Source organism: Enterobacter sp. ODB01 (genome assembly GCF_001623605.1).
GTDB lineage: Bacteria > Pseudomonadota > Gammaproteobacteria > Enterobacterales > Enterobacteriaceae > Enterobacter > Enterobacter kobei.
Genome location: NZ_CP015227.1, coordinates 1,520,766 through 1,545,689 on the forward strand (window position 1 = coordinate 1,520,766; position 24,924 = coordinate 1,545,689).

The 24,924-nt window shown below is 56.6% G+C and carries 23 protein-coding genes and 1 other annotated feature; of the genes, 18 read left to right on the top strand and 5 right to left on the bottom strand.

From position 1 onward, the window contains the following. Window positions 1-2 precede the first annotated feature (2 nt). The 3 genes from dnaN to gyrB are packed head-to-tail and all read left to right on the top strand — an operon-like array spanning window position 3 to window position 4,616. Window positions 3-1,103 carry a DNA polymerase III subunit beta gene (dnaN, locus tag A4308_RS07255; RefSeq protein WP_010426557.1) on the top strand — a complete coding sequence of 367 codons (1,101 nt, stop codon included), beginning with the start codon at window positions 3-5 and terminating at the stop codon, window positions 1,101-1,103. Continuing rightward, window positions 1,103-2,176 carry a DNA replication/repair protein RecF gene (gene recF / locus A4308_RS07260; protein WP_014881903.1) on the top strand — a complete coding sequence of 358 codons (1,074 nt, stop codon included), beginning with the start codon at window positions 1,103-1,105 and terminating at the stop codon, window positions 2,174-2,176. Before dnaN ends, recF begins: the two co-directional genes overlap by 1 nt. A 28-nt stretch (window positions 2,177-2,204) precedes the next feature. Beyond that, window positions 2,205-4,616 (top strand): DNA topoisomerase (ATP-hydrolyzing) subunit B, encoded by a 2,412-nt coding sequence (gene gyrB, locus A4308_RS07265; RefSeq protein WP_014881904.1) that lies wholly within the window; start codon window positions 2,205-2,207, stop codon window positions 4,614-4,616. Window positions 4,617-4,649: 33 nt separating this feature from the next. Here gyrB and A4308_RS07270 read toward each other — a convergent pair whose 3' ends face one another. Then, window positions 4,650-5,585: a LysR family transcriptional regulator gene (locus tag A4308_RS07270; RefSeq protein WP_045281359.1), complete on the bottom strand. Its 936-nt coding sequence runs from the start codon at window positions 5,583-5,585 to the stop codon at window positions 4,650-4,652. Window positions 5,586-5,694: 109 nt separating this feature from the next. Between A4308_RS07270 and A4308_RS07275 the strand changes: the two genes are divergently transcribed. The 8 genes from A4308_RS07275 to A4308_RS07310 all read left to right on the top strand — a co-directional run bounded on the left by A4308_RS07275 (window position 5,695) and on the right by A4308_RS07310 (window position 13,982). Continuing rightward, the gene (locus tag A4308_RS07275) at window positions 5,695-6,720 is read left to right on the top strand and encodes a zinc-dependent alcohol dehydrogenase family protein (RefSeq protein ID WP_045281358.1); all 1,026 of its coding nucleotides are present in this window, start codon (window positions 5,695-5,697) and stop codon (window positions 6,718-6,720) included. A gap of 115 nt (window positions 6,721-6,835) precedes the next feature. Beyond that, window positions 6,836-7,648: a sugar-phosphatase gene (gene yidA / locus A4308_RS07280; RefSeq protein ID WP_014881907.1), complete on the top strand. Its 813-nt coding sequence runs from the start codon at window positions 6,836-6,838 to the stop codon at window positions 7,646-7,648. Window positions 7,649-7,874: 226 nt separating this feature from the next. Next, the gene (dgoR, locus tag A4308_RS07285) at window positions 7,875-8,564 is read left to right on the top strand and encodes a D-galactonate utilization transcriptional regulator DgoR (protein ID WP_003861109.1); all 690 of its coding nucleotides are present in this window, start codon (window positions 7,875-7,877) and stop codon (window positions 8,562-8,564) included. Further along, on the top strand, window positions 8,561-9,439 hold the full coding sequence (locus A4308_RS07290) for a 2-dehydro-3-deoxygalactonokinase (RefSeq protein WP_045134496.1): 879 nt from the start codon (window positions 8,561-8,563) through the stop codon (window positions 9,437-9,439). The genes dgoR and A4308_RS07290 overlap by 4 nt, the downstream gene beginning before the upstream one ends. Then, window positions 9,423-10,040, top strand: coding sequence for a 2-dehydro-3-deoxy-6-phosphogalactonate aldolase (locus A4308_RS07295; RefSeq protein ID WP_032635239.1), 618 nt, complete (start codon window positions 9,423-9,425; stop codon window positions 10,038-10,040). Before A4308_RS07290 ends, A4308_RS07295 begins: the two co-directional genes overlap by 17 nt. After that, window positions 10,037-11,185: a galactonate dehydratase gene (gene dgoD, locus A4308_RS07300; RefSeq protein ID WP_024907394.1), complete on the top strand. Its 1,149-nt coding sequence runs from the start codon at window positions 10,037-10,039 to the stop codon at window positions 11,183-11,185. The genes A4308_RS07295 and dgoD overlap by 4 nt, the downstream gene beginning before the upstream one ends. Window positions 11,186-11,363: 178 nt before the next feature. Further along, the gene (locus A4308_RS07305; RefSeq protein ID WP_045269315.1) at window positions 11,364-12,701 is read left to right on the top strand and encodes an MFS transporter; all 1,338 of its coding nucleotides are present in this window, start codon (window positions 11,364-11,366) and stop codon (window positions 12,699-12,701) included. Between the two features lie 51 nt (window positions 12,702-12,752). Beyond that, the gene (locus A4308_RS07310) at window positions 12,753-13,982 is read left to right on the top strand and encodes a DUF3748 domain-containing protein (protein ID WP_023331672.1); all 1,230 of its coding nucleotides are present in this window, start codon (window positions 12,753-12,755) and stop codon (window positions 13,980-13,982) included. Here the strand turns inward: A4308_RS07310 and A4308_RS07315 are convergent. After that, window positions 13,979-14,311: a YceK/YidQ family lipoprotein gene (locus A4308_RS07315; RefSeq protein WP_014881914.1), complete on the bottom strand. Its 333-nt coding sequence runs from the start codon at window positions 14,309-14,311 to the stop codon at window positions 13,979-13,981. The genes A4308_RS07310 and A4308_RS07315 overlap by 4 nt on opposite strands. A 250-nt stretch (window positions 14,312-14,561) precedes the next feature. Next, window positions 14,562-14,633, top strand: a sequence feature (ROSE (Repression Of Heat Shock gene Expression) occurs in the 5'-region of heat shock genes and acts as an RNA thermometer to modulate expression.). On the opposite strand from A4308_RS07315, the gene ibpA reads away from it, so the two are divergent. The 3 genes from ibpA to A4308_RS07330 all read left to right on the top strand — a co-directional run bounded on the left by ibpA (window position 14,627) and on the right by A4308_RS07330 (window position 17,436). Continuing rightward, a complete protein-coding gene (ibpA, locus tag A4308_RS07320) occupies window positions 14,627-15,037 on the top strand; it encodes a small heat shock chaperone IbpA (RefSeq protein ID WP_008500162.1) in 411 nt (136 codons plus the stop codon). (Overlaps the previous feature by 7 nt.) A gap of 136 nt (window positions 15,038-15,173) precedes the next feature. Further along, the gene (gene ibpB / locus A4308_RS07325; RefSeq protein WP_014881915.1) at window positions 15,174-15,602 is read left to right on the top strand and encodes a small heat shock chaperone IbpB; all 429 of its coding nucleotides are present in this window, start codon (window positions 15,174-15,176) and stop codon (window positions 15,600-15,602) included. Window positions 15,603-15,774: 172 nt separating this feature from the next. Beyond that, complete coding sequence (locus A4308_RS07330; RefSeq protein WP_063308487.1) at window positions 15,775-17,436, top strand: putative transporter; 1,662 nt, start codon at window positions 15,775-15,777, stop codon at window positions 17,434-17,436. On the opposite strand, the gene A4308_RS07335 is transcribed toward A4308_RS07330, so the two are convergent. Further along, window positions 17,404-18,150, bottom strand: a complete 747-nt coding sequence (locus A4308_RS07335; RefSeq protein WP_045281354.1) for a GntR family transcriptional regulator — start codon at window positions 18,148-18,150, stop codon at window positions 17,404-17,406. The two genes, A4308_RS07330 and A4308_RS07335, sit on opposite strands and share 33 nt — an antisense overlap. A gap of 222 nt (window positions 18,151-18,372) precedes the next feature. Here A4308_RS07335 and A4308_RS07340 point away from each other — a divergent pair, with 222 nt between their 5' ends. The 4 genes from A4308_RS07340 to A4308_RS07355 all read left to right on the top strand — a co-directional run bounded on the left by A4308_RS07340 (window position 18,373) and on the right by A4308_RS07355 (window position 22,090). Beyond that, window positions 18,373-19,995, top strand: a complete 1,623-nt coding sequence (locus A4308_RS07340) for an alpha-glucoside-specific PTS transporter subunit IIBC (RefSeq protein ID WP_014881918.1) — start codon at window positions 18,373-18,375, stop codon at window positions 19,993-19,995. Beyond that, window positions 19,992-21,314: a 6-phospho-alpha-glucosidase gene (locus tag A4308_RS07345; protein ID WP_032635243.1), complete on the top strand. Its 1,323-nt coding sequence runs from the start codon at window positions 19,992-19,994 to the stop codon at window positions 21,312-21,314. The genes A4308_RS07340 and A4308_RS07345 overlap by 4 nt, the downstream gene beginning before the upstream one ends. Before the next feature lie 91 nt (window positions 21,315-21,405). Further along, entirely contained in the window at window positions 21,406-21,753 is a 348-nt protein-coding gene (locus tag A4308_RS07350; protein WP_014068263.1) for a YidH family protein, read from the top strand. After that, the gene (locus tag A4308_RS07355; protein ID WP_023331677.1) at window positions 21,743-22,090 is read left to right on the top strand and encodes a DUF202 domain-containing protein; all 348 of its coding nucleotides are present in this window, start codon (window positions 21,743-21,745) and stop codon (window positions 22,088-22,090) included. Before A4308_RS07350 ends, A4308_RS07355 begins: the two co-directional genes overlap by 11 nt. A 34-nt stretch (window positions 22,091-22,124) precedes the next feature. On the opposite strand, the gene dsdA is transcribed toward A4308_RS07355, so the two are convergent. Both dsdA and dsdX read right to left on the bottom strand, forming a co-directional pair. Continuing rightward, complete coding sequence (gene dsdA / locus A4308_RS07360) at window positions 22,125-23,411, bottom strand: D-serine ammonia-lyase (protein WP_045134491.1); 1,287 nt, start codon at window positions 23,409-23,411, stop codon at window positions 22,125-22,127. Window positions 23,412-23,428: 17 nt separating this feature from the next. After that, window positions 23,429-24,766: a D-serine transporter DsdX gene (gene dsdX / locus A4308_RS07365; RefSeq protein ID WP_045134490.1), complete on the bottom strand. Its 1,338-nt coding sequence runs from the start codon at window positions 24,764-24,766 to the stop codon at window positions 23,429-23,431. Window positions 24,767-24,924: the final 158 nt, after the last annotated feature.

Below are 24,924 nucleotides of genomic sequence, written 5' to 3' on the forward strand. Positions count from 1 at the left end.
CTATGAAATTTACCGTTGAACGTGAACATTTATTAAAACCGCTGCAACAGGTGAGTGGCCCATTAGGTGGCCGCCCAACGCTGCCTATTCTCGGAAACCTGCTGCTTCAGGTCGCGGACGGTACGCTGTCGCTGACCGGTACAGATCTGGAAATGGAAATGATCGCGCGCGTTACGCTGACGCAGCCGCACGACGCGGGCGCGACCACGGTTCCGGCACGTAAATTCTTTGATATCTGCCGTGGGCTGCCGGAAGGCGCTGAAATTGCCGTGCAGCTGGAAGGCGACCGTATGCTGGTGCGCTCTGGCCGCAGCCGTTTTTCGCTCTCCACGCTGCCTGCTGCAGACTTCCCGAACCTGGACGACTGGCAGAGTGAAGTTGAATTCACCCTGCCGCAGGCGACGATGAAGCGTTTGATTGAAGCCACGCAGTTCTCCATGGCGCATCAGGACGTTCGTTACTACTTAAACGGCATGCTGTTCGAAACCGAAGGCGAAGAGCTGCGTACCGTAGCGACCGACGGCCACCGTCTGGCGGTCTGTTCTATGCCGATTGGCGACTCGCTGCCAAACCATTCGGTGATCGTGCCGCGTAAAGGGGTGATTGAGCTGATGCGTATGCTCGACGGTGGCGATACGCCGCTGCGCGTGCAGATTGGCAGCAATAACATCCGCGCGCATGTGGGCGATTTTGTCTTCACTTCGAAGCTGGTTGACGGCCGTTTCCCGGATTATCGCCGCGTATTGCCGAAGAACCCGGACAAGACACTGGAAGCGGGCTGCGATAGCCTCAAGCAGGCGTTTGCCCGTGCCGCCATTCTCTCTAACGAGAAATTTCGCGGCGTGCGTCTGTACGTGAGTGAAAACCAGATCAAAATCACCGCCAATAACCCGGAGCAGGAAGAGGCAGAAGAGATTCTGGACGTCACCTACGCCGGAACCGAGATGGAAATCGGCTTCAACGTCAGCTATGTGCTGGACGTGTTGAACGCGCTGAAATGCGAGAACGTGCGCATTCTGCTGACCGACTCCGTATCGAGCGTACAGATTGAAGATGCTGCCAGCCAAAGCGCGGCTTATGTTGTTATGCCAATGAGACTGTAATGTCGCTCACCCGTCTGTTGATCCGCGACTTTCGCAACATCGAAAGCGCGGATCTCGCTCTCTCCCCTGGCTTTAACTTCCTGGTTGGCGCAAACGGCAGTGGCAAAACCAGCGTGCTGGAAGCCATCTATACGCTCGGCCATGGTCGGGCGTTTCGCAGTTTGCAGATTGGCCGCGTCATTCGCCACGAGCAGGAATCTTTTGTTCTGCATGGGCGTTTGCAGGGGGCGGAGCGAGAAACCGCCATTGGCCTGACCAAAGACAAGCAGGGCGACAGCAAGGTACGCATCGACGGCACCGACGGCCACAAGGTGGCGGAGCTGGCGCTGCTCATGCCGATGCAGCTGATTACGCCCGAGGGGTTTACTTTACTCAACGGCGGCCCCAAATACAGAAGAGCATTCCTCGACTGGGGATGCTTTCACAACGAAGCCGGTTTCTTTAACGCCTGGAGCAACCTGAAGCGCCTGCTCAAGCAGCGTAACGCCGCGTTGCGCCAGGTCACCCGTTACGCCCAGCTGCGCCCGTGGGATTTGGAGCTTATCCCTCTCGCGGAACAGATCAGCCGCTGGCGTGCCGAATACAGCGCAGGTATCGCCGAAGACATGGCCGACACCTGCAAACAGTTTTTACCCGAGTTCTCTCTCACCTTCTCCTTCCAGCGCGGCTGGGAGAAAGAGACGGATTATGCCGAGGTGTTAGAGAGAAACTTCGAGCGCGACCGCATGCTGACCTACACCGCGCACGGCCCGCACAAGGCGGATTTCCGCATTCGTGCCGACGGTGCGCCGGTGGAAGACACATTGTCGCGCGGGCAACTCAAGCTCCTGATGTGCGCACTGCGCCTGGCGCAGGGAGAGTTCCTCACTCGCGAGAGCGGGCGACGCTGCCTGTACCTGATAGATGATTTTGCCTCGGAACTTGACGACGCGCGGCGCGGGCTGCTTGCCAGCCGCTTAAAAGCCACGCAGTCGCAGGTTTTCGTCAGCGCGATTAGCGCTGAACACGTTATGGACATGTCGGACGAAAATTCGAAGATGTTTACCGTGGAAAAGGGTAAAATAACGGATTAACCCAAGTTGAAATGAGCGAGAAACGTTGATGTCGAATTCTTATGACTCCTCCAGTATCAAAGTCCTGAAAGGGCTGGATGCGGTGCGTAAGCGCCCGGGTATGTATATCGGCGACACGGATGACGGCACCGGTCTGCACCACATGGTATTCGAGGTGGTAGATAACGCTATCGACGAAGCGCTCGCGGGTCACTGTAAAGACATCGTGGTCACCATCCATGCGGACAACTCCGTCTCCGTCACTGATGATGGCCGTGGCATCCCAACCGGTATTCACCCGGAAGAGGGCGTCTCTGCTGCGGAAGTGATCATGACCGTTCTGCACGCAGGCGGTAAGTTTGACGATAACTCCTATAAAGTTTCCGGCGGCCTGCACGGCGTAGGCGTCTCCGTGGTTAACGCCCTGTCGCAGAAGCTGGAGCTGGTTATCCAGCGTGAAGGCAAAATTCACCGTCAGCTTTATACGCACGGCGTGCCGCAGGCACCGCTGGCCGTCACTGGCGACACCGACAAAACCGGTACCATGGTGCGTTTCTGGCCGAGCCTCGAAACCTTCACCAACGTCACCGAATTCGAGTATGACATCCTGGCGAAACGCCTGCGTGAACTGTCGTTCCTGAACTCCGGTGTGTCGATTCGTCTGCGCGACAAGCGTGACAACAAAGAAGACCACTTCCACTACGAAGGCGGGATCAAGGCGTTCGTTGAGTATCTGAATAAGAATAAAACGCCAATTCACCCGAATATCTTCTACTTCTCCACAGAAAAAGACGGTATCGGCGTTGAAGTGGCGTTGCAGTGGAACGATGGTTTCCAGGAAAACATCTACTGCTTCACCAACAACATTCCACAGCGTGACGGCGGTACCCACCTGGCGGGCTTCCGCGCGGCGATGACCCGTACCCTGAACGCCTACATGGACAAAGAAGGCTACAGCAAAAAAGCGAAAGTCAGCGCCACCGGCGACGATGCCCGTGAAGGTTTGATTGCCGTTGTCTCCGTGAAAGTGCCGGATCCGAAGTTCTCATCACAGACCAAAGATAAGCTGGTCTCTTCTGAGGTGAAATCGGCGGTTGAACAGCAGATGAACGAACTGCTTAGCGAATACCTGCTGGAAAACCCGTCTGACGCGAAAATCGTTGTCGGCAAAATTATTGACGCGGCACGTGCTCGTGAAGCTGCGCGTAAAGCCCGTGAAATGACCCGTCGTAAAGGCGCTCTGGACTTAGCGGGTCTGCCAGGCAAGCTGGCTGACTGCCAGGAACGCGACCCGGCGCTCTCTGAACTGTACCTTGTGGAAGGGGACTCCGCGGGCGGTTCTGCGAAGCAGGGCCGTAACCGTAAGAACCAGGCAATCCTGCCGTTGAAGGGTAAAATCCTCAACGTTGAGAAGGCGCGCTTCGACAAAATGCTCTCTTCTCAGGAAGTAGCGACGCTTATCACCGCGCTGGGCTGCGGCATTGGGCGTGACGAGTACAACCCGGACAAACTGCGTTATCACAGCATCATCATCATGACCGATGCGGACGTCGACGGCTCGCACATCCGTACGCTGCTGTTGACCTTCTTCTATCGTCAGATGCCGGAAATCGTTGAACGTGGCCACGTCTACATTGCACAGCCACCGCTGTACAAAGTGAAGAAAGGCAAGCAGGAACAGTACATTAAAGATGACGATGCGATGGATCAGTACCAAATCGCGATCGCGCTTGACGGTGCAACCCTGCACGCGAACTCTCATGCCCCTGCACTGGCCGGCGAGCCGCTGGAGCGTCTGGTTTCTGAGTTCAACGCCACTCAGAAAATGATTGGTCGTATGGAGCGTCGTTATCCGAAAGCGCTGCTGAAGGAGCTGATCTATCAGCCAACCCTGACTGAAGCCGAACTGAGCGACGAACAGGCAGTTACCCGCTGGGTGAACACCCTGGTGAGCGAGCTGAACGAGAAAGAGCAGCACGGTAGCCAGTGGAAATTTGACGTTCAGCAGAACGCGGCCCAGCAGTTCGAGCCGATTGTTCGCGTGCGCACCCACGGCGTCGACACCGACTACCCGCTGGAGCATGAATTCGTGACCGGTCCGGAATATCGTCGTATCTGCACCCTCGGCGAGAAGCTGCGCGGTCTGATCGAAGACGATGCGTTTATCGAACGTGGCGAACGTCGTCAGCCGGTAGCCAGCTTCGAGCAGGCGCTGGACTGGCTGGTGAAAGAGTCCCGTCGCGGTCTTTCTATTCAGCGTTATAAAGGTCTGGGTGAAATGAACCCGGATCAGCTGTGGGAAACCACCATGGATCCAGAAAGCCGTCGTATGCTGCGCGTCACCGTGAAAGATGCGATTGCAGCCGACCAGCTGTTCACGACGTTGATGGGCGATGCGGTTGAACCACGCCGTGCCTTCATCGAAGAGAACGCGCTGAAAGCGGCGAATATCGATATTTAATCGTAGTGAGATTGCTTTACTGAGGCCGCGCATTTAGCGCGGCTTTTTTATGGCCGCAGACAAATCCAGCGACAGCACTGACGGTAAACGGCTGGCGAGCATATCGACGGCAATTCTGACTCTCAGTGGCAGATGTGGCGTCTTTTGCCAGACTGCATGAACGTCGAAGCGCACTTCCGGTGCCTGCTTTAACAGCGGGATGAGTTTTCCCTGATGAATTTCTCTGCTGGCCATCCAGCAGGGCAGCCACGCAATGCCGTATCCGGCCAGCGCCGCATCGCAGATAGCCTGCAAGTCGTCCATGTTGAGTGAGGAGCGGGGAGTAAAGGTGTGCGACGTCCCTTCGTTATCCATCAGCTCCCAGGGCAAAACTCTGCCTGCGCGCAGATAGTTAATGGCTGCATGGTGTGCTAAATCCGCAACGCTTTGTGGCTGGCCCCTCTCCAGCAGGTAATCCGGCGCGGCGCACAGCACCATCCGGTGCTCCCCCAGCCTTCTGGCGACCAGCATGCTACTGTCCTGTAGCGTGCCGTTACGTACCGCCATATCGAATCCTTCCTCCACGAGATCCACCACGCGGTCGCTGAAAGACATTTCCAGTTCAAGACCGGGGTGCTCCTGCGCCAGTTCTATCAGCAAAGGGGCAACGCACTGGCGGCCAAACAGAACCGGCATGGCGACGCGCAGGCGGCCACGGATCTGCTGTTTCCCGGACTCAAGCAACGATTCTGCGCCCCGAATCTCCTCCAGCGCGCGCAGGCAGCGTTCATAAAAAAGTGCGCCGTTATCGGTCAGCTTCAGGCTACGGGTGGTGCGCTGAAACAGACGAACGCCAAGACGCTGTTCAAGGCGAGCGATGCTTTTTCCTACCGCCGAGCGTGACAAATGCAGACGCATGGCGGCCTGAGCAAAACTTCCCGCCTCCACGGCGGCGACAAAAACAGGGATATCCTTCAGCGTATCGCTCATGAATTGTATCTTTTGTGGCGTCAATAAAGAGAAAACTTATCGCCACTGGAGAGATTAAGTCAACGGTAGACTGTCAGAACTGAAGATTAATTGATGGCAGGAGTAAATTATGACAGAGACAATGCAACGCTGGTCCATGAATGACCTCGGGCGCGAGAACCTCAGACTCATTCAGGAACCTGTTCAAACGCCTGGCCCGGGTGAAGTGCGCGTACGAGTTAATGCCGTTGCACTTAACTATCGCGATAAAATGGTTATTGAAGGCACGATGCCGATTCCGCTTGCCTTCCCGTTTACCCCTGCGTCTGACATGGCGGGCGTGGTGGACAGCACGGGCGAAGGCGTAACACGTTTCAAACCCGGCGCTCGCGTCATTTCCACTTTCTTCCCGGAGTGGATCGACGGCAGGCCGCAGGCGGACGCGCGCAATTTGCCCTATAAAACCTCCGGCGGCTATTTCCAGGGAATGCTGGCCGAGTATGTGATTGTGAAGGAAGACGCGCTGGTGGCCGCCCCGGACACTCTGGACGATGCAGAAGCCAGCACGCTGCCCTGCGCAGGGCTTACCGCCTGGTTCGCGCTGGTGGAGCGCGGTCAGTTACGTGCCGGGCAATCGGTACTGGTGCAGGGGACGGGCGGCGTGGCGATATTCGCCCTGCAGATCGCAAAAGCGCACGGCGCAGAGGTATTTGTCACCTCGGGGAGCGATGAAAAACTGGCGCTGGCCAAAAAACTGGGCGCCAGCCAGGGCATCAACCGGCTGAAAGGCGACTGGGCTGAAAATACCCTGGCGCTCACGCAGGATCGCGGCATCGACCATATTATCGAAACCGTGGGGGGAGAGAACCTGAAGCATTCCCTGCGTGCCGTTGCCGTTCACGGGCGTATTTCTGTTATTGGCGTGCTGGCCGGAAGTGAGATTTCGCTGTCCGCTGGCGAACTGTTGCTGAAATCTCCGGTCATTCAGGGGATTGGCGTCGGACATCGCCGGGCGCTGGAAGATTTCGTCCGCGCTGTGGATGTGACGGGACTGAAACCTGTGATCGAGCATCGCTACCGCTTTGATGAACTCGAACAGGCGCTTAAACACCTGGATCGCGGTGCGTTTGGCAAAATTGTCCTGACCCGCGAGTAAGGCATTATTCCCCGGGATGCGGGTAAAAGGGGCACTTCTGTTGCGCAATGTAGCTCTATTTTTGTGTGCTTAATCGCGTTAGCATGAGACAGCACTCATTTATCCCGGGGAACTCATGGCTATCAAACTCATTGCAATCGACATGGATGGCACGCTGCTGCTGCCAGACCACACTATCTCTCCTGCCGTTAAAAACGCGATCGCTGCCGCACGCGCGAAGGGCGTGAATGTGGTACTGACCACCGGGCGTCCGTATGCGGGCGTGCACAGTTACCTGAAAGAGCTGCACATGAACCAGCCGGGCGATTACTGCATCACCTATAACGGCGCGCTGGTGCAGAAAGCCGCAGATGGCAGCACGGTTGCGCAAACGGCACTGAGCTACGACGACTATCTGTTCCTGGAAAAACTTTCCCGTGAAGTGGGCTCTCACTTCCACGCGCTCGATCGCAATACGCTCTACACCGCCAACCGCGATATCAGCTACTACACGGTACATGAATCTTACGTTGCGACCATTCCGCTGGTCTTCTGTGAAGCCGAGAAAATGGACCCGGCGACGCAGTTCCTGAAAGTGATGATGATCGACGAGCCGGAGATCCTGGATAAAGCCATCGCGCGTATTCCGGCAGAGGTCAAAGAGAAGTACACCGTGTTGAAAAGCGCGCCGTACTTCCTCGAAATTCTCGATAAACGCGTCAATAAAGGCACGGGCGTAAAATCACTGGCTGACGCGCTGGGTATTAAACCTGAGGAAATCATGGCGCTGGGCGACCAGGAAAACGACATCGCGATGATTGAATTTGCGGGGATGGGCGTCGCGATGGATAACGCGATCCCGTCGGTGAAAGACGTGGCTAACTTCGTCACCAAATCCAATCTGGAAGACGGTGTGGCTTACGCCATCGAGAAGTTTGTGCTGCAGTAACGCCTGTTTGCATTCATCGGCCTCGGTTATCAACCGGGGCTTTTTTTTGCGCTGAATTTATTGAATTGTTCTTTTTGTGATCTCGATTGTAGTACAACATTGAATGATTGTACTACATTACAGCCATGGCAAAGACGAACTCCCTCACGTTTGTACTGCAAAAGTGAGGTGAAATTCGGCGGTCGCGGTAAAGTAGTCATGTACACAAAGAGCACAAGGACTCTCCATGACTCTCAATAAAACCGATCGCATCGTCATTACGCTGGGCACCCAGATTGTCGGGGGCAAATATGTTCCCGGTTCGCCACTGCCAGCAGAGGCTGAACTGTGTGAGGAATTTGAAACTTCGCGCAACATCATCCGGGAAGTGTTCCGCTCGCTGATGGCGAAGCGTCTGATTGAAATGAAACGGTATCGCGGCGCGTTTGTTGCCCCGCGCAACCAGTGGAACTACCTCGATACCGACGTATTGCAGTGGGTACTGGAAAACGATTACGACCCGCGGCTTATCGGCGCGATGAGTGAAGTCCGAAATCTGGTGGAACCGGCAATCGCACGTTGGGCAGCGGAACGGGCAACGTCCGGCGACCTGGCACAAATCGAGTCGGCTTTAAACGACATGATTGCCAATAACCAGAACCGGGAAGCGTTCAATGAGGCTGATATTCGCTATCACGAAGCGGTGTTGCAGTCGGTACATAACCCGGTATTACAGCAGCTTAGCGTGGCGATCAGCTCGCTACAGCGAGCAGTATTTGAACGTACCTGGATGGGCGATGAGGCCAACATGCCAAAAACGCTCCAGGAACATAAAGCGCTGTTTGATGCGATACGGCATCAGGATGGCGATGCGGCAGAGCAGGCGGCACTTACCATGATTGCCAGCTCGACACGAAGGTTGAAGGAAATCACATGACATCTCGCTACATCGCAATTGACTGGGGTTCGACCAATCTGCGCGCCTGGCTGTACCAGGACGAGCAGTGCCTGGAGAGCAGGCAATCAGAAGCAGGCGTAACGCGCCTGAACGGTAAATCCCCTGAGGCGGTGTTAGCAGAAGTGACGCAAAACTGGCGCGATAGCGCCACGCCGGTAGTCATGGCGGGTATGGTAGGCAGTCACGTAGGCTGGAAAACCGCGCCTTATTTGCCTGTTCCCGCCCATTTCTCTGCTATTGGCGATCGTTTAACGTCCGTAGGCGACAATATCTGGATTATTCCCGGTTTGTGCGTTTCTCGCGACGATAACCACAACGTGATGCGCGGCGAAGAGACGCAGCTCCTTGGCGCGCGCACGCTATCTCCTTCTTCTGTCTACGTTATGCCCGGAACGCACTGCAAGTGGGTCCAGGCGGATGCTGAGCAAATTCACGACTTTCGCACCGTGATGACCGGCGAGCTGCATCATTTGCTGCTCAACCATTCGCTGGTGGGGGCTGGTTTGCCGGAGCAAAAATCCTCGCCAGAGGCGTTTGCTGCTGGTTTGGCGCGTGGGAACGCCTGTCCTGTCGTTTTGCCGCAACTTTTTGAGGTTCGCGCCTCGCACGTGCTGGGCGATCTCCCGCGCGAGCAGGTCAGTGAATTTCTCTCGGGCCTGCTGATTGGCGCTGAGGTCGCCAGCATGCGTGACTTCATCGCGCACGAGCAGGCCATCACGATTGTCGCAGGCGCATCGCTAACGTCACGCTACGAACAGGCGTTCCGCGCTGTTGGGCTTACCGTTTCAACGGTACCCGGCGACACGGCATTTCAGGCAGGAATAAGGAGCATCGCTCATGCAGTGGCAAACTGACCTTCCCCTTATCGCGATTTTGCGCGGTATCACGCCCGATGAGGCGTTAGCGCACGTCGGCGCAGTTATAGACGCCGGGTTCGACGCGGTGGAGATTCCGCTCAACTCCCCACAATGGGAAAAGAGCATTCCGGCCGTGGTGGATGCGTTTGGTGATAAAGCGCTGATTGGCGCGGGGACCGTCTTACAACCGGAGCAGGTGGACCAGCTGGCAAAGATGGGCTGCAAGCTCATCGTCACCCCGAACATCCATCCTGAGGTGATCCGCCGTGCAGTGGGTTACGGCATGACCGTTTGTCCGGGATGCGCGACGGCCACAGAAGCGTTTACTGCCCTCGACGCGGGCGCGCAATCGCTGAAAATTTTCCCGTCCTCGGCTTTTGGTCCGGATTACATCAAAGCGCTGAAGGCGGTATTGCCCGCCAGCGTGCCGGTCTTTGCCGTGGGTGGCGTTACGCCAGAAAACCTGGGCCAGTGGATAAGCGCTGGCTGTGTGGGCGCGGGGCTGGGCAGCGATCTTTATCGCGCCGGACAGCCCGTTGAACGTACCGCACAGCAGGCGGCAGCATTTGTGAAAGCGTATCGAGAGGCAGTGAAATGAAAATAACCAAACTCACCACGTACCGTTTACCCCCGCGCTGGATGTTCCTGAAAATCGAAACCGACGAAGGTGTTGTGGGCTGGGGCGAGCCGGTGATTGAAGGGCGAGCCCGCACCGTTGAAGCTGCAGTGCATGAGCTGGGAGAATATCTGATTGGGCAGGATCCGGCACGCATTAACGACCTCTGGCAGGTGATGTATCGCGCGGGTTTCTACCGCGGTGGTCCGATTCTCATGAGCGCTATCGCCGGTATCGACCAGGCGCTATGGGATATCAAAGGTAAAGTGCTGAACGCCCCGGTCTGGCAACTGATGGGTGGCCTGGTGCGCGACAAAATCAAAGCCTATAGCTGGGTCGGAGGCGACCGCCCTGCGGAAGTGATCGACGGCATTACACAGCTGCGCAACATCGGTTTTGACACCTTCAAGCTCAACGGCTGCGAAGAGATGGGCGTCATCGACAACTCGCGCGCGGTAGACCGGGCGGTAAATACCGTGGCGCAAATCCGTGAAGCCTTCGGCAACGAGATTGAGTTCGGTCTGGATTTTCATGGGCGTGTCAGCGCGCCGATGGCGAAGGTGCTCATTAAAGAACTGGAACCATATCGCCCGCTGTTTATCGAAGAGCCGGTGCTGGCCGAGCAGGCCGAATACTATCCGAAGCTGGCTGAACAGACGCACATTCCTATCGCGGCGGGCGAACGGATGTTCTCACGCTTTGAATTTAAACGGGTGCTCGAAGCGGGCGGCATTGCGATCCTGCAGCCGGATCTCTCCCACGCGGGCGGTATCACCGAATGCTACAAAATTGCCGGCATGGCAGAAGCCTACGACGTGGCGCTGGCTCCGCACTGTCCGCTCGGACCAATCGCGCTGGCGGCCTGCCTGCATGTCGATTTTGTCTCCCGCAATGCCGTGTTCCAGGAACAAAGCATGGGGATTCACTATAACAAAGGCGCGGAGCTGCTCGATTTTGTGAAAAACAAAGAAGACTTCAGCATGGAAGGCGGATTCTTTAAACCGTTAACGAAACCGGGTCTGGGCGTTGAAATTGACGAAGCCAAAGTTATTGAGCTGAGTAAACATGCGCCGGACTGGCGTAACCCGTTATGGCGGCATGAAGACGGTTCCGTCGCCGAGTGGTAAATGCGCGTCATACTTCGCGCTGGTGAGGCGTTGGCTGCGCTTTCTTACCCCGGTCACATACTTTTGTATGCTCCCGGGGATGCGAAAACTTGCCGCCTTCCCCCAGCACGAATTATTTAGCGCATTCTGGCTACGTTTTTAAATAAAAAAATAATTACACCCTCTGAAACTACAGGGCATGGTGAGCGGCTTCGCTATGCCCAAAATCTGGAGACAGATTGCGATGGATATTCCAGTTACTGCTGCAAAAACCGGGCGTCGCCGTTACCTGACGCTGTTGATGATCTTTATTACCGTGGTCATTTGTTATGTTGACCGCGCCAACCTTGCCGTGGCATCGGCCCATATTCAGGAAGAGTTTGGTATCACTAAAGCGGAAATGGGTTATGTCTTCTCGGCGTTTGCCTGGCTCTATACGCTTTGCCAGATCCCGGGCGGCTGGTTCCTTGACCGCGTGGGTTCACGTCTGACTTATTTTATCGCTATTTTTGGCTGGTCCGTGGCGACCTTGTTCCAGGGCTTCGCGACCGGACTAATGTCGCTGATCGGTCTGCGTGCCATCACCGGGATATTTGAAGCACCCGCGTTCCCGACCAATAACCGCATGGTGACCAGCTGGTTCCCGGAACACGAACGTGCCTCCGCGGTGGGCTTTTACACCTCCGGGCAGTTTGTTGGTCTGGCATTCCTGACGCCATTGTTAATCTGGATCCAGGAACTGCTGAGTTGGCACTGGGTGTTTATTGTTACCGGTGGGATCGGCATCATCTGGTCGTTTATCTGGATTAAGGTCTATCAGCCGCCGCGCCTGACCAAAAGCATCAGCAAAGCAGAGCTGGACTATATCCGCGACGGCGGCGGCCTGGTGGATGGTGATGCGCCCGTGAAAAAAGAGGCGCGCCAGCCGCTGACCAAAGCCGACTGGAAGCTGGTCTTCCACCGTAAGCTGGTGGGGGTTTACCTGGGGCAATTTGCGGTGACGTCCACGCTGTGGTTCTTCCTGACGTGGTTCCCAAACTACCTGACGCAGGAGAAGGGGATCACCGCGCTGAAGGCGGGCTTTATGACCACCGTACCGTTCCTTGCCGCGTTCTTCGGTGTCCTGCTCTCGGGCTGGCTGGCGGATAAGCTGGTAAAAAAAGGGTTCTCATTGGGGGTAGCGCGTAAAACACCGATTATCTGCGGATTGCTGATCTCCACCTGCATCATGGGTGCCAACTATACCAACGATCCGGTGTGGATAATGACCCTGATGGCAGTGGCGTTCTTTGGTAATGGTTTCGCATCGATTACCTGGTCGCTGGTGTCGTCCCTGGCACCGATGCGGCTGATCGGTCTGACCGGCGGTGTGTTCAACTTCGTTGGCGGGCTGGGTGGAATTACCGTGCCGCTGGTCATTGGTTATCTGGCCCAGGATTACGGTTTTGGCCCGGCGCTGGTTTACATCTCCGCCGTGGCGTTGATTGGCGCGCTTTCTTACATACTGCTGGTAGGTGATGTGAAACGAGTAGGCTAATCCACACGGATGTTTTACCCTGATGCGATAACTGCGCATCAGGGTATCCTCATGAAACAAATCACCTTCGCTTCCCGCAACCACCAGCTTACTAATATCAATACCTGGACGCCGGACAGCCAGTGGCTGGTCTATGACGTGCGTCCGTCAGGGGCGTCGTTCACCGGTGAAACCATCGAACGAGTTAACGTAGGCACGGGCGAGGTCGAGGTGATTTATCGCGCTACGGACGGCGCGCACGTTGGCGTGGTGACCGTTCATCCGGCACAGGATGAATACGTCTTTATCCACGGCCCGAAACACCCGGACGCGGACTGGCGCTACGATTTTCATCATCGCCAGGGGGTGATTGCGCATCACGGTCAGGTAAGCAATCTGGATGCGATGGATATCACCGCACCCTATACTCCAGGCGCGCTGCGCGGTGGCAGCCACGTACATGTCTTCAGCCCGAACGGGCAGTTGGTCAGCTTTACCTATAACGACCATGTCATGCATATGCGCGATCCGAAGCTCGATTTACGCAACGTTGGCGTGGCGGCGCCTTTCGGCCCGGTGAATCCACAGGGGAACCATCCGCGTGAATATCCGGGAACCTTCTGGAGCGTGCTGGTCAGCCGCACGACGCCTAACCCACAACCGGGCAGCGACGAAATCAATCGCGCCTACGAAGAGGGCTGGGTGGGCAACGACAGGCTGGCGTTTATCGGCGATACCCTCTCAGCACAGGGCGAAAAAGTGCCTGAACTGTTCATTGTTAACCTGCCAGTAGATGAACAGGGCTGGAAACGTGCGGGTGATGCGCCGCTGCAGGGAACGCCAGAAATGCTGCCTGCGCCGCCAGCGGGCGTGATGCAGCGTCGGTTAACCTTCACGCACCACAACCGCTATCCGGGTCTGGTGAACGTGCCGCGCCACTGGGTGCGCAGTAACCCGCAGGCGACACAAATCGCGTTTCTGATGCGTGATGATAACGGCGTTGTGCAGCTGTGGCTGATCTCGCCTGAGGGCGGCGAGCCGCGCCAGCTCACCCACGCTGAGCGCGATATCCAGTCTGCGTTCAACTGGCACCCGTCCGGGAAGATGCTGGGATTTGTGCTCGAAAATCGGATTGCGTGCTGCGACGCACAGACCGGAGAGGTGACGTTTTTGACGTCCGATCACGGCAATCCACCTTCTGCGGATGCCGTCGTGTTTTCCCCGAACGGGCGCGTTATTGCATGGATGGAAGAGACGGGCGGTTTCCGTCAGCTTTGGATAACGGAAACCGCACAGAACTAGCGCGGAGGCATCTCGGCGGGCGGAATGACGGCGTTGGTCGCCAGGTTTTCCTGCTCGCTTTTCTCTACCCGTGAACGTACGGAGTCATCCTTACGGAATACATCCCACGGCAGCAGAAGCGTATCCGCTACTGCCGTAAACGGCATATCCAGGATAACCAGGGATTTGGTGCCCCAGTTGGTATCGTCATCGGAGATCATCGCCGCGCTGGCGCGCGTCCCCGGATATGTTCCTTCTTTACCGCCGGTGTGAGACATCACGCTCGAACACCCGCAAAGTAAAACTACCCCGCTGAACGTCGTCAGCTTTATCAGAACATTTTTCATCATCACTCAGTCATCGTTAATGTTACTGCATAGACCTGCAACTCAGGGTTATAGCGAGCCTTATCCGAAATGGATAGCTCGATAATCCCGCACTGTGGCAGTCATCGCAATTTAACCCTTTGTGCTGTTGTCCCAGAGTCTATGCGACAACCAGCAAAGTGCAAAAAAATCTCACATAAATAGTCTTGAAAAGCCCGGTTCCAGACCCATTTTAAGAATGTGACCCGATAACGAACGCGCCTGATGGGCGTTCGGGGGCACAAAGGCCTGTCCATGGTGGAAGGCTATAATTTCTCGCTGATTTCAGGAGTTTTATTTATGCGTAACTTCGATCTTTCTCCGCTATACCGTTCTGCAATTGGTTTTGACCGCCTGTTTAACCATTTAGAAAATAACCAAAGCCAGAGCAATGGCTACCCTCCATACAATGTCGAGCTGGTTGACGAAAACCACTACCGCATCGCGATTGCCGTTGCCGGTTTTGCAGAAAACGAACTGGAGATCACCGCGCAGGACAACCTGCTGGTGGTGAAAGGTTCCCATACGGCCGAGCAGAAAGAACGTACCTACCTCTACCAGGGCATCGCCGAGCGTAACTTTGAACGCAAGTTCCAGTTAGCCGAGAACATTCACGTCAAGGGCGCGAACCTGGTTAACGGCCTGCTGTTTATCGAACTGGAACGCGTGATTCCGGAAGAGAAAAAACCGCGCCGTATCGAAATTAACTAATCACGGGGGTCGCAAGCGCGGCCCACACAGACTTGCTTGCCGTAACGGGAGCATATGCGAATCCATCAGGATTTGCAGGAACAACTGCGCACAAAATTAAACTGTGCCGAACTCGCTTCTTAGAAGGAGATTTAGTATGCGTAACTATGATTTATCCCCTCTGCTGCGTCAGTGGATTGGTTTTGACAAACTGGCTAATGCCCTGCAAAGCACGACTGAGCACCAGACGTTTCCGCCGTATAACATTGAAAAAAGTGACGATAACCACTATCGCATCACCCTTGCGCTGGCCGGTTTCCGCCAGGAGGATCTGGACATCCAGCTTGAAGGTACCCGTCTGACCGTGAAAGGGACGCCGGAAAAACAGGAGACCGAGACTCAATGGCTGCATCAGGGGCTGGTTAATCAGCCGTTTAGCCTGAGCTTTACCCTGGCAGACCATATGGACGTGTCAGGTGCGACCTTTACCAACGGGCTACTGCATATCGATCTGACCCGTAACGTGCCGGAAGCCATCGCGCCGCAGCGTATCGCCATTAGCGAGCGGCCGGCGTTGAACAGTTAACAGGCCCGCCGAACCTGTAGGTCGGGTAAGGCGTAGCCGCCACCCGACACCGCTCAAAGACCGCATAAGGCCCTGCCCCGGCAGGGCTTTTTTGTGCGCCATCGCCCATACAACGCCCCACGGCTCTGAGAGAATCCCTGATATAACTAAGGTTATGGGCAGGGAGTGGATCATGAGTGATATCGCGTTAACCGTTAGCGTGTTGGCCCTGGTCGCTGTTGTGGGACTATGGATAGGCAATATCAAAATCCGCGGCGTCGGGTTTGGCATTGGTGGCGTGCTGTTTGGCGGCATTTTTGTCGGGCATTTTGCCGATCGGCTCGGGCTGGCTCTGAGCGCTGAAATGCTCCACTTTGTTCAGGAGTTCGGCCTGATCCTGTTCGTTTATACCATCGGGATTCAGGTAGGCCCTGGCTTTTTTGCCTCCCTGCGTGTCTCCGGACTACGGCTCAATCTTTTTGCGTTCGGCATTGTGGTCATGGGCGGGCTGGTCACCGCGATTCTGCACAAAATCTTTGATATTCCCCTTCCTGTGGTTCTGGGCATTTTCTCCGGCGCGGTCACCAACACCCCGGCGCTCGGTGCGGGCCAGCAAATCCTGCGCGATCTGGGGATTCAACCCGGCATTGTCGACCAGATGGGGATGAGCTACGCCATGGCCTATCCGTTTGGCATCTGTGGCATTCTGCTCTCCATGTGGCTGGTACGCGTACTGTTTCGCGTTAACGTCGAATCAGAGGCCAAAGATCACGAAACCACGCTGACCAACGGCCATATGCCCATCAAAACCATCAACATTCGCGTCGATAATCCCAACCTGAATAATATGGCGATTCAGGACGTGCCGATCCTGAACAGCGCCAATATCATCTGCTCCCGCCTTAAGCGTGACGATATGCTGATGGTGCCCGCGCCCGGCACCGTTATTCAGCAAGGCGATCTGCTACATCTGGTCGGCCAGCCCGGGGATTTAAACAATGCGCGACTGGTCATTGGTCAGGAAGTGGACACCTCGCTCTCCACGCGCGGCACCGATATGCGGGTGGAACGCGTTGTGGTGACCAATGAGCATGTTCTCGGCAAAAAAATACGCGATCTGCAGGTAAAAGAACGCTATGACGTGGTTATCTCCCGTCTGAATCGCGCGGGTGTTGAACTGGTCGCCAGCCCGGAAGCCAGCCTGCAGTTCGGGGATATCCTCAACCTGGTCGGCCGCCCGTCGTCAATTGACGCGGTGGCGGATATGGTGGGTAACGCCCAGCAAAAACTGCAGCAGGTACAGATGCTGCCGGTGTTTATCGGCATCGGCCTGGGCGTGCTGCTGGGCTCCATTCCACTGTACGTGCCGGGCTTCCCGGTGGCGCTTAAGCTGGGCCTGGCAGGCGGGCCGCTGATTATGGCGCTGATCCTCGGGCGCATCGGCTGTATTGGTAAGCTCTACTGGTTTATGCCGCCGAGTGCCAACCTGGCGCTGCGCGAGCTGGGCATCGTGCTGTTTCTGGCAGTGGTCGGCCTGAAATCCGGCGGGGATTTTGTCGATACCCTGATCAAGGGCGAAGGGATGAGCTGGGTCGGTTACGGCATATTTATCACGGCAATCCCGTTGCTGACGGTAGGCATTCTGGCGCGGATGTTCGCCAAAATGAACTACCTGACGCTGTGCGGCATGCTGGCGGGCTCCATGACCGATCCCCCTGCGCTCGCGTTTGCCAATAACCTGCATACCACCAGCGGTGCAGCGGCACTCTCCTATGCCACCGTCTACCCGCTGGTAATGTTCCTGCGCATCATCACGCCGCAGCTACTGGCGGTGCTGTTCTGGGGGATGAGCTAACAGCACTTCCGGGTGGATGCGCCGCAGATGGTAGTCCACCTGGTAATCACTGGTATTACGGAACATCACGGAATAATTGAGGAACTCGCCGCTGTCGCTGTAGGAAAGTGACGTGATTCGCAGCAGGGGCGTCTGTTCCGGCAGGTTCAGGTAACCGGCCAGCTGTTTATCTGCCAGCACCGGCGTCAGGCTCTCATAGTTGCCGCTGATGGTGATCCCGCACTCTTTCTCGATGTAATCAAACTTTGACCCTTCCAGATGCGCCAGCGAGAGGTTGCGAAACAGCTTCACCGGCATAAAGCTGTCCTCCAGCATCAGCGGCTTCCCGTCCACGTAGCGTACCCGCCGGGAAAAGTAGATCCGCTCATCGACCTGAATCCGCAGCTGGCTGGCGATGGCGGGCGGCGCGGGCATCACTTCAAACTGCAACACTTTACTCTGCACCTCTTTTCCCTGCTGACGCAGCACCTCCACCAGCCCGGTCAGATTCGTGGTTTCGTGGTGAACGTCCTTACGCGAGACAAACGTGCCGCTGCCGTGCCGTCGCTCAACCAGCCCCCAGCTCACCAGCAGATCCAGCGCCTTGCGGATGGTCATGCGCGCCACGCCGAACTCCTGCGCCAGCGCTTTCTCACCCGGTAGCGGGCTGCCGATGTTGTAGTCCGACGAATTCAGCCGCAGCCGCAATCTGTCGGCAATAGATTTGTAGATCACCAGTAGACCTCTCTGCCCGCATCATGGCGTCGGTTACGTCTTCACATGTCCATATTTACAACGAAAAGTAGACCTCACTGGTCAAAATAAAACCATGAATGCGATCACGAATCGCAACGGCACGCCATGTTCGCGTATCAGTAAGTTCTTATGCTCACCTCAGGCCAGCAAAAAACCATAACGGCCTCTACCCCCTACAGGTTGTTACGTGAGGATTTAAAAATGCTCAGTCAAATACAACGTTTTGGCGGTGCCATGTTTACCCCGGTGTTGCTGTTTCCGTTTGCCGGGATCGTGGTGGGAATCGCCATTATGCTTCGCAACCCGCTGTTTGTCGGCGAAGCCTTAACGGCCCCTGATAATCTTTTCGCGCAGATCGTTCACATTATTGAAGAGGGCGGCTGGGCGGTATTTCGCAATATGCCGCTGATTTTCGCCGTCGGTTTACCGATTGGCCTGGCAAAGCAGGCGCAGGGCCGCGCCTGTCTGGCGGTGCTGATTAGCTTCCTGACCTGGAACTACTTCATCAACGCGATGGGGATGACCTGGGGTCACTTCTTCGGCGTCGATTTCTCCGCCGAACCCACGGCGGGAAGCGGGCTGGCGATGATTGCCGGGATCAAAACGCTCGATACCAGCATCATCGGTGCCATTGTGATTTCTGGCATCGTGACCGCTATCCACAACCGCTATTTCGACAAGCCGCTGCCGGTTTTCCTGGGGATTTTCCAGGGCAGTTCGTTTGTCGTTATCCTCGCGTTTTTCGTCATGATCCCCTGCGCCTGGCTGACATTGCTGGGCTGGCCGAAAGTTCAGATGGGCATTGAGTCCCTACAGGCGTTCCTGCGCTCTGCCGGTGCGCTGGGCGTGTGGGTGTACACCTTCCTGGAACGCATTCTGATCCCAACCGGACTGCACCACTTCGTCTATGGCCCGTTCATCTTCGGCCCGGCGGCGGTGGAAGGCGGTATTCAGGTCTACTGGGCGCAGCATTTGCAGGAATTCAGCCAGAGTACCCTGCCGCTGAAAACCCTCTTCCCCGAAGGCGGGTTCGCGCTCCACGGCAATTCAAAAGTGTTTGGCTCGGTCGGGATTGCGCTGGCGATCTGGTACACCGCCTCAGCGGAAAACCGCGTCAAGGTGGCGGGGCTGCTGGTCCCGGCCACGCTCACTGCCGTGCTGGTGGGCATTACTGAACCACTCGAATTCACCTTCCTGTTTATCTCGCCGCTGCTGTTTGCCGTTCACGCCGTGCTGGCGGCCACCATGGCAACGGTGATGTACACCTTTGGGGTGGTCGGCAACATGGGCGGCGGCCTGCTGGACCAGTTCCTGCCGCAAAACTGGATCCCGATGTTCCATAACCACGCCTCAACGGTCTTCACGCAAATCGGCATCGGCGTCTGCTTTACCGGCCTCTACTTCATGGTTTTCAAAACGCTGATTGTGCGTCTGAACCTCAAAACGCCGGGCCGGGAAGAGAGCGAAATCAAACTGTACAGCAAGGCCGACTATAAGGCGGCACGCGGGCAAACCACTGCCCCGGCGGCGGCCAGCCAGCAGGTCGGACAGGCCGCCGGATTCCTGCAGGCGCTCGGCGGTGCGGCCAATATCGAAAGCATCAACAACTGTGCCACCCGTTTGCGTATCGCGCTGGTGGATATGGCGAAAACCCAAAGCGACGACGTCTTCAAAGCCCTGGGCGCACACGGTGTGGTGCGACGCGGCAACGGCATTCAGGTGATTGTCGGTCTGCACGTTCCTCAGGTGCGTGACCAGCTGGAATCGCTGATGAAAACCCCTTTAACGAATGAACAAACCACCCTGACAGAGGCTATATCATGAAAAAATTCTCAGTTGTCATTGCAGGCGGCGGCAGCACCTTTACGCCTGGTATCGTCCTGATGCTGTTAGCCAACCGTGACCGTTTCCCGCTGCGCGCCCTGAAGTTTTATGATAACGACGGCGCACGTCAGGAGACCATCGCCGAAGCGTGCAAAATCATCCTTAGAGAGCAGGCGCCGGAGATTGAGTTTAGCTACACCACCGATCCTAAAGCGGCGTTTACCGATGTGGATTTCGTGATGGCGCATATCCGCGTCGGCAAATACCCGATGCGTGAAAAAGATGAGAAAATCCCGCTGCGCCATGGCGTGCTGGGCCAGGAAACCTGCGGGCCAGGTGGGATTTCCTACGGCATGCGCTCGATCGGCGGCGTGCTGGAGCTGGTAGATTACATGGAGCAGTACTCCCCGAATGCGTGGATGCTGAACTACTCCAACCCGGCGGCGATTGTCGCGGAAGCCACGCGCCGCCTGCGTCCGAATGCCAAAATCCTCAACATCTGCGATATGCCGATTGGCATCGAAGGACGCATGGCGCAGATCGTTGGCCTGAAAGACCGCAAAGAGATGCGCGTGCGCTACTACGGTCTGAACCACTTCGGCTGGTGGACCTCGATTGAAGATCTCAACGGTAACGATTTAATGCCGAAACTGCGCGAATACGTGGCGAAAAACGGCTATGTTCCGCCTTCTGAAGATGCGCATACCGAAGCAAGCTGGAACGATACCTTTGCCAAAGCAAAAGATGTGCAGGCGCTGGATCCGGACACCATGCCGAACACCTATCTGAAATACTATCTGTTCCCGGACTACGTTGTTGCGCACTCTAACCCGGAACGGACCCGCGCCAATGAAGTCATGGATCACCGCGAGAAACATGTGTTCAGCTCCTGTCGGGCGATCATCGAAGCGGGTAATTCCGCCGCCGGGGAGCTGGAAATCGACGAACATGCGTCGTACATCGTTGATCTGGCGACCGCGATTGCCTTTAACACCCAGGAACGCATGTTGCTGATTGTGCCAAACAACGGTGCCATTCATAACTTTGATGCCGATGCGATGGTGGAAATTCCGTGTCTGGTGGGCCATAACGGACCGGAGCCGCTCACGGTTGGCGATATTCCACACTTCCAGAAAGGGCTGATGAGCCAGCAGGTGGCGGTGGAAAAACTGGTGGTAGATGCCTGGGAGCAGCGTTCGTATCAGAAACTCTGGCAGGCGATTACCCTGTCGAAAACCGTGCCGAGCGCGTCAGTCGCGAAAGCGATTCTGGATGACCTGATCGAAGCCAACAAAGAGTACTGGCCGGAACTGCACTAACCTTCCTGACCGGCATCCCCGATGCCGGTCTCCTTGTCCTGGTCGATTTACGCTATGCTGAAGCCTGCCCGTAGCTCGACAAGGAACCTCCATGAAAATTTCCCGCCTCGGTGAAGCGCCGGATTATCGCTTCTCTCTGGCTAATGAACGCACGTTCTTAGCGTGGATCCGCACGGCGCTGGGCTTTCTGGCTGCAGGTGTCGGCCTCGATCAGCTCGCACCTGATTTCGCCACGCCGCTGATCCGCGAAGTACTGGCGCTGCTTCTGTGCCTGTTCGCAGGCGTGCTGGCGATTTACGGCTATCTGCGCTGGTTGCGCAATGAGAAGGCGATGCGTCTGAAGCAGGATTTACCCTATACGCGCGGGCTACTCATCATCAGCGCGATCCTGCTGACGGTGGCAGGCGTGGTGATGGTGCTGGTGTTCTATGGCGGATAGCCGCAAAGCGCGACGCGAAGCGGACCCTGGCCTGCAGCCGGAGCGGACGTCGCTCGCATGGCTGCGCACGTTGCTGGGGTATGGCGCGCTGATTGCTCTGGCGATCAAGCACAACTGGCACCGGACCGGGGTGCCATTCTGGATCTCGATTGTTGTGCTGGCGCTGGTAGCCTTCATTTTGTGGCGCTATACCCGCAGCCGTAACCTGATGGACGTGGCGCAAGATGATTTTGTGCAGCCGAAAGCGGTGCGGGATAAGTTCCTGATCGCGCTCGCTGTGCTGTCTCTGTCTTTACTCTTTGCCGTTACTCATATTCAGCAAATGGTGAGCTTATAAGCCCGGTGGCGGCTACGCCTTACCGGGCCTACGATTAACGGCTTTTTGCTAAATACTTCGCCATCTCGTCTTCCGGCACCATGCCGCCCCCGGTTGCCCATACCAGGTGGGTGACGTTGGCATCTGAATGCACACGCAGCGGCCCGGCCATGCCCGCCAGCGCGGACGGTTCCAGACGAATGTCTTCCTCCTGCGCCAGCCAGCCGAGCATGTCATACATGCTTTGATCGGAAAGCGTGTAGAACCCGTCCAGCAGGCGCTCCATCGCGCGGCCCACGAAGCCGGACGCGCGCCCGACCGCCAGGCCGTCTGCCGCCGTCACGTTGTCGATACCCAGGTCCTGCACCGCAATCTCGTCGTGCAGGCCGGTGTAAACGCCGAGCAGCATGCACGGCGAGTGCGTGGGTTCCGCAAAGAAGCAGTGGACGTTATCACCGAAGACCAGCTTCAGGCCAAACGCCACGCCGCCAGGGCCGCCACCGACACCGCAGGGCAGGTAGACGTACAGGGGATGCGCCGCATCCACCACGCGGCCCTGTTCGGCAAACTGCGCCTTCAGCCGCTCGCCTGCCACCGCATAGCCCAGGAACAAGGTGCGTGAGTTTTCATCATCAATGAAGAAGCAGTTCGGATCGCTTTCTGCCGCTTTGCGCCCCTGTTCCACCGCCACGCCGTAATCCTGCTCATACTCCACGACGATGACGCCATGGCTGCGGAGCTTCGCTTTCTTCCACTCGCGGGCATCGGCGGACATGTGCACCGTCACCTTAAAGCCGATGCGTGCGCTCATAATGCCGATGGACATCCCCAGGTTGCCGGTTGAGCCCACCGCAATGCTGTACTGGCTGAAGAAATCCTTAAAGCGCGGCTCCAGCAGAACGCTGTAGTCGTCTTCGATGCTCAGCAAGCCGGCGTCCAGCGCCAGTTTCTCCGCGTGGGTCAACACCTCGTAGATGCCGCCGCGTGCTTTAATCGAGCCGGAAATCGGCAGATGACTGTCTTTTTTCAGCAGCAGGGTGCCGGGAATGGTCTTGTCATATTCTTTCCCCAGTTGCGCCTGCATGGCCGGAATGGCGACCAGTTCGGATTCAATAATCCCCTTCGTGACGGCCGTTTCCGGAAAGGCTTTCGCCAGATACGGCGCGAAGCGGTTAAGGCGCGCGTGCGCGTCGTCCACGTCGGCTTTGGACAGCCCGACGTAAGGCAATCCTTCCGCCAGCGTCGTGGTACGTGGGTTAAGCCAGGTGGTTTCTTTCAGGGCAATCAGATCCTCAACCAGAGGAAACTGTGCGGTTAAAGTAGTGATAGTTGCGTTTTCCATAGTACGTCTCTTCGCGCTCAGATAATGAAAGAAAGCAGGAATGTGCCGCCAAGTGCAAGCACCGAGGCGATAAACGTCGCCGTCGTATAGTATTTGAAGGTCTCATTCAGGGTTGCGCCGCAGTATTGCTTCACCAGCCAGAAGAGAGAATCGGTGACGATCGTGCAGCCAATGGCGCCGGAACCGATAGCAATGGTGATGATCTCCGGACTCACGTTCGGATAGAGCGGCAGCATCGGGGCGACTATCGCCGTGGCGCCCATCATCGCGACCGTGGCGGAGCCTACGGCGGCATGCAGCACCAGCGCCACCATCCAGGCGAGCAGGATAGGATGCAGGTGCAGGTTCGAGAGAATATGCGCCAGTGAGTCCGCCAGTCCGCTGGTTTTGAGGATGGCGTTGAACGCGCCGCCCGCGCCGATAATCAGCAAAATATTGGCGATAGAGCCAAAACCGTGCTCGGTGTGCGTCAGCATCGCCCCCATGCTCATATGCTGGCGGATCCCCAGCAGGTAGTAGGCGACAAACACGGCGATAAACATCGCGGTGATCGGGTTGCCGATAAATTCGAGGAGCGTATACAGCGAACCTTCTTTTGCCATATTTAGCTCGGCAATGGTCTTCACCAGCATGAGGCCAATTGGCAGCAGAACCGTAAACAGCGTGGCGCCCAGCGACGGGAGGGTGTGTTCTTCCCGCACCTTGAGGTCTGAAAATTCTGCCGGAACCGGTTTAAACGGCAGACGATTGCCGAGCAGTTTCAGGAACAGCGGGCCACCGACCAGAGACGCCACCAGTCCTACCATCAAACCATAAACAATTACCGTTCCGACATCCGCGCCTAACTTATTGGTCACAAACAGCGCGGCTGGATGCGGAGGCACCACGCAGTGCACCGCCATCAGCGCGGTACAGAGCGGAATGGCCAGCTTGAGCAGCGACGTGTTGGTCTTTTTGGCGATGGAAAACGCCAGCGGGATCAGCAGTACCACGCCCACTTCCACGAACAACGTAATGCCGCAGATCAGGCCCACCAGCACCATAATCACGTCTGCTGACAGCCAGCGGCAGCGCTGCAGCGTGATCCCGATGCGCTCTGCCGCGCCGGAGACTTCCATCATTTTGCCGAGAATGGTGCCCAGACCAATCACCGCCGCCAGGAAGCCCAGCGTACCGCCAATCCCGCTCTCAATGGCGTTCACCATATCCAGTGGGCTCATCCCCATCATCGCACCGACGAAAAAGCTCGCCAGCAGCAGCGCGAGGAACGGGTGAAACTTCAGCTTAACGATGGTTAAAACAATTAACACAATGCTGACCAGCAGCGTTGCCACAACCCAGACCTGAGATCCCATATCTCACCTCACCCTTATGTCATCTGTGGGTATTGGACGAAAAAACGGCGGGGGCTGACAAACGATATAAATTGGCATTCAGGTGAGCCAGATTGGATCAACTGAGTGACTACGCTCTAAAAAACGCACTTAACTTGCATTAGGTTCACATAAATTCA

Bases quoted from the DNA above. Each gene is read 5' to 3' on its own strand.
- dnaN (WP_010426557.1), top strand. From the start codon at position 3: ATGAAATTTACCGTTGAACGTGAACATTTATTAAAACCGCTGCAACAG.
- recF (WP_014881903.1), top strand. From the start codon at position 1,103: ATGTCGCTCACCCGTCTGTTGATCCGCGACTTTCGCAACATCGAAAGC.
- gyrB (WP_014881904.1), top strand. From the start codon at position 2,205: ATGTCGAATTCTTATGACTCCTCCAGTATCAAAGTCCTGAAAGGGCTG.
- A4308_RS07270 (WP_045281359.1), bottom strand. From the start codon at position 5,585: ATGAGCGATACGCTGAAGGATATCCCTGTTTTTGTCGCCGCCGTGGAG.
- A4308_RS07275 (WP_045281358.1), top strand. From the start codon at position 5,695: ATGACAGAGACAATGCAACGCTGGTCCATGAATGACCTCGGGCGCGAG.
- yidA (WP_014881907.1), top strand. From the start codon at position 6,836: ATGGCTATCAAACTCATTGCAATCGACATGGATGGCACGCTGCTGCTG.
- dgoR (WP_003861109.1), top strand. From the start codon at position 7,875: ATGACTCTCAATAAAACCGATCGCATCGTCATTACGCTGGGCACCCAG.
- A4308_RS07290 (WP_045134496.1), top strand. From the start codon at position 8,561: ATGACATCTCGCTACATCGCAATTGACTGGGGTTCGACCAATCTGCGC.
- A4308_RS07295 (WP_032635239.1), top strand. From the start codon at position 9,423: ATGCAGTGGCAAACTGACCTTCCCCTTATCGCGATTTTGCGCGGTATC.
- dgoD (WP_024907394.1), top strand. From the start codon at position 10,037: ATGAAAATAACCAAACTCACCACGTACCGTTTACCCCCGCGCTGGATG.
- A4308_RS07305 (WP_045269315.1), top strand. From the start codon at position 11,364: ATGGTGAGCGGCTTCGCTATGCCCAAAATCTGGAGACAGATTGCGATG.
- A4308_RS07310 (WP_023331672.1), top strand. From the start codon at position 12,753: ATGAAACAAATCACCTTCGCTTCCCGCAACCACCAGCTTACTAATATC.
- A4308_RS07315 (WP_014881914.1), bottom strand. From the start codon at position 14,311: ATGATGAAAAATGTTCTGATAAAGCTGACGACGTTCAGCGGGGTAGTT.
- ibpA (WP_008500162.1), top strand. From the start codon at position 14,627: ATGCGTAACTTCGATCTTTCTCCGCTATACCGTTCTGCAATTGGTTTT.
- ibpB (WP_014881915.1), top strand. From the start codon at position 15,174: ATGCGTAACTATGATTTATCCCCTCTGCTGCGTCAGTGGATTGGTTTT.
- A4308_RS07330 (WP_063308487.1), top strand. From the start codon at position 15,775: ATGAGTGATATCGCGTTAACCGTTAGCGTGTTGGCCCTGGTCGCTGTT.
- A4308_RS07340 (WP_014881918.1), top strand. From the start codon at position 18,373: ATGCTCAGTCAAATACAACGTTTTGGCGGTGCCATGTTTACCCCGGTG.
- A4308_RS07345 (WP_032635243.1), top strand. From the start codon at position 19,992: ATGAAAAAATTCTCAGTTGTCATTGCAGGCGGCGGCAGCACCTTTACG.
- A4308_RS07350 (WP_014068263.1), top strand. From the start codon at position 21,406: ATGAAAATTTCCCGCCTCGGTGAAGCGCCGGATTATCGCTTCTCTCTG.
- A4308_RS07355 (WP_023331677.1), top strand. From the start codon at position 21,743: ATGGCGGATAGCCGCAAAGCGCGACGCGAAGCGGACCCTGGCCTGCAG.
- dsdA (WP_045134491.1), bottom strand. From the start codon at position 23,411: ATGGAAAACGCAACTATCACTACTTTAACCGCACAGTTTCCTCTGGTT.
- dsdX (WP_045134490.1), bottom strand. From the start codon at position 24,766: ATGGGATCTCAGGTCTGGGTTGTGGCAACGCTGCTGGTCAGCATTGTG.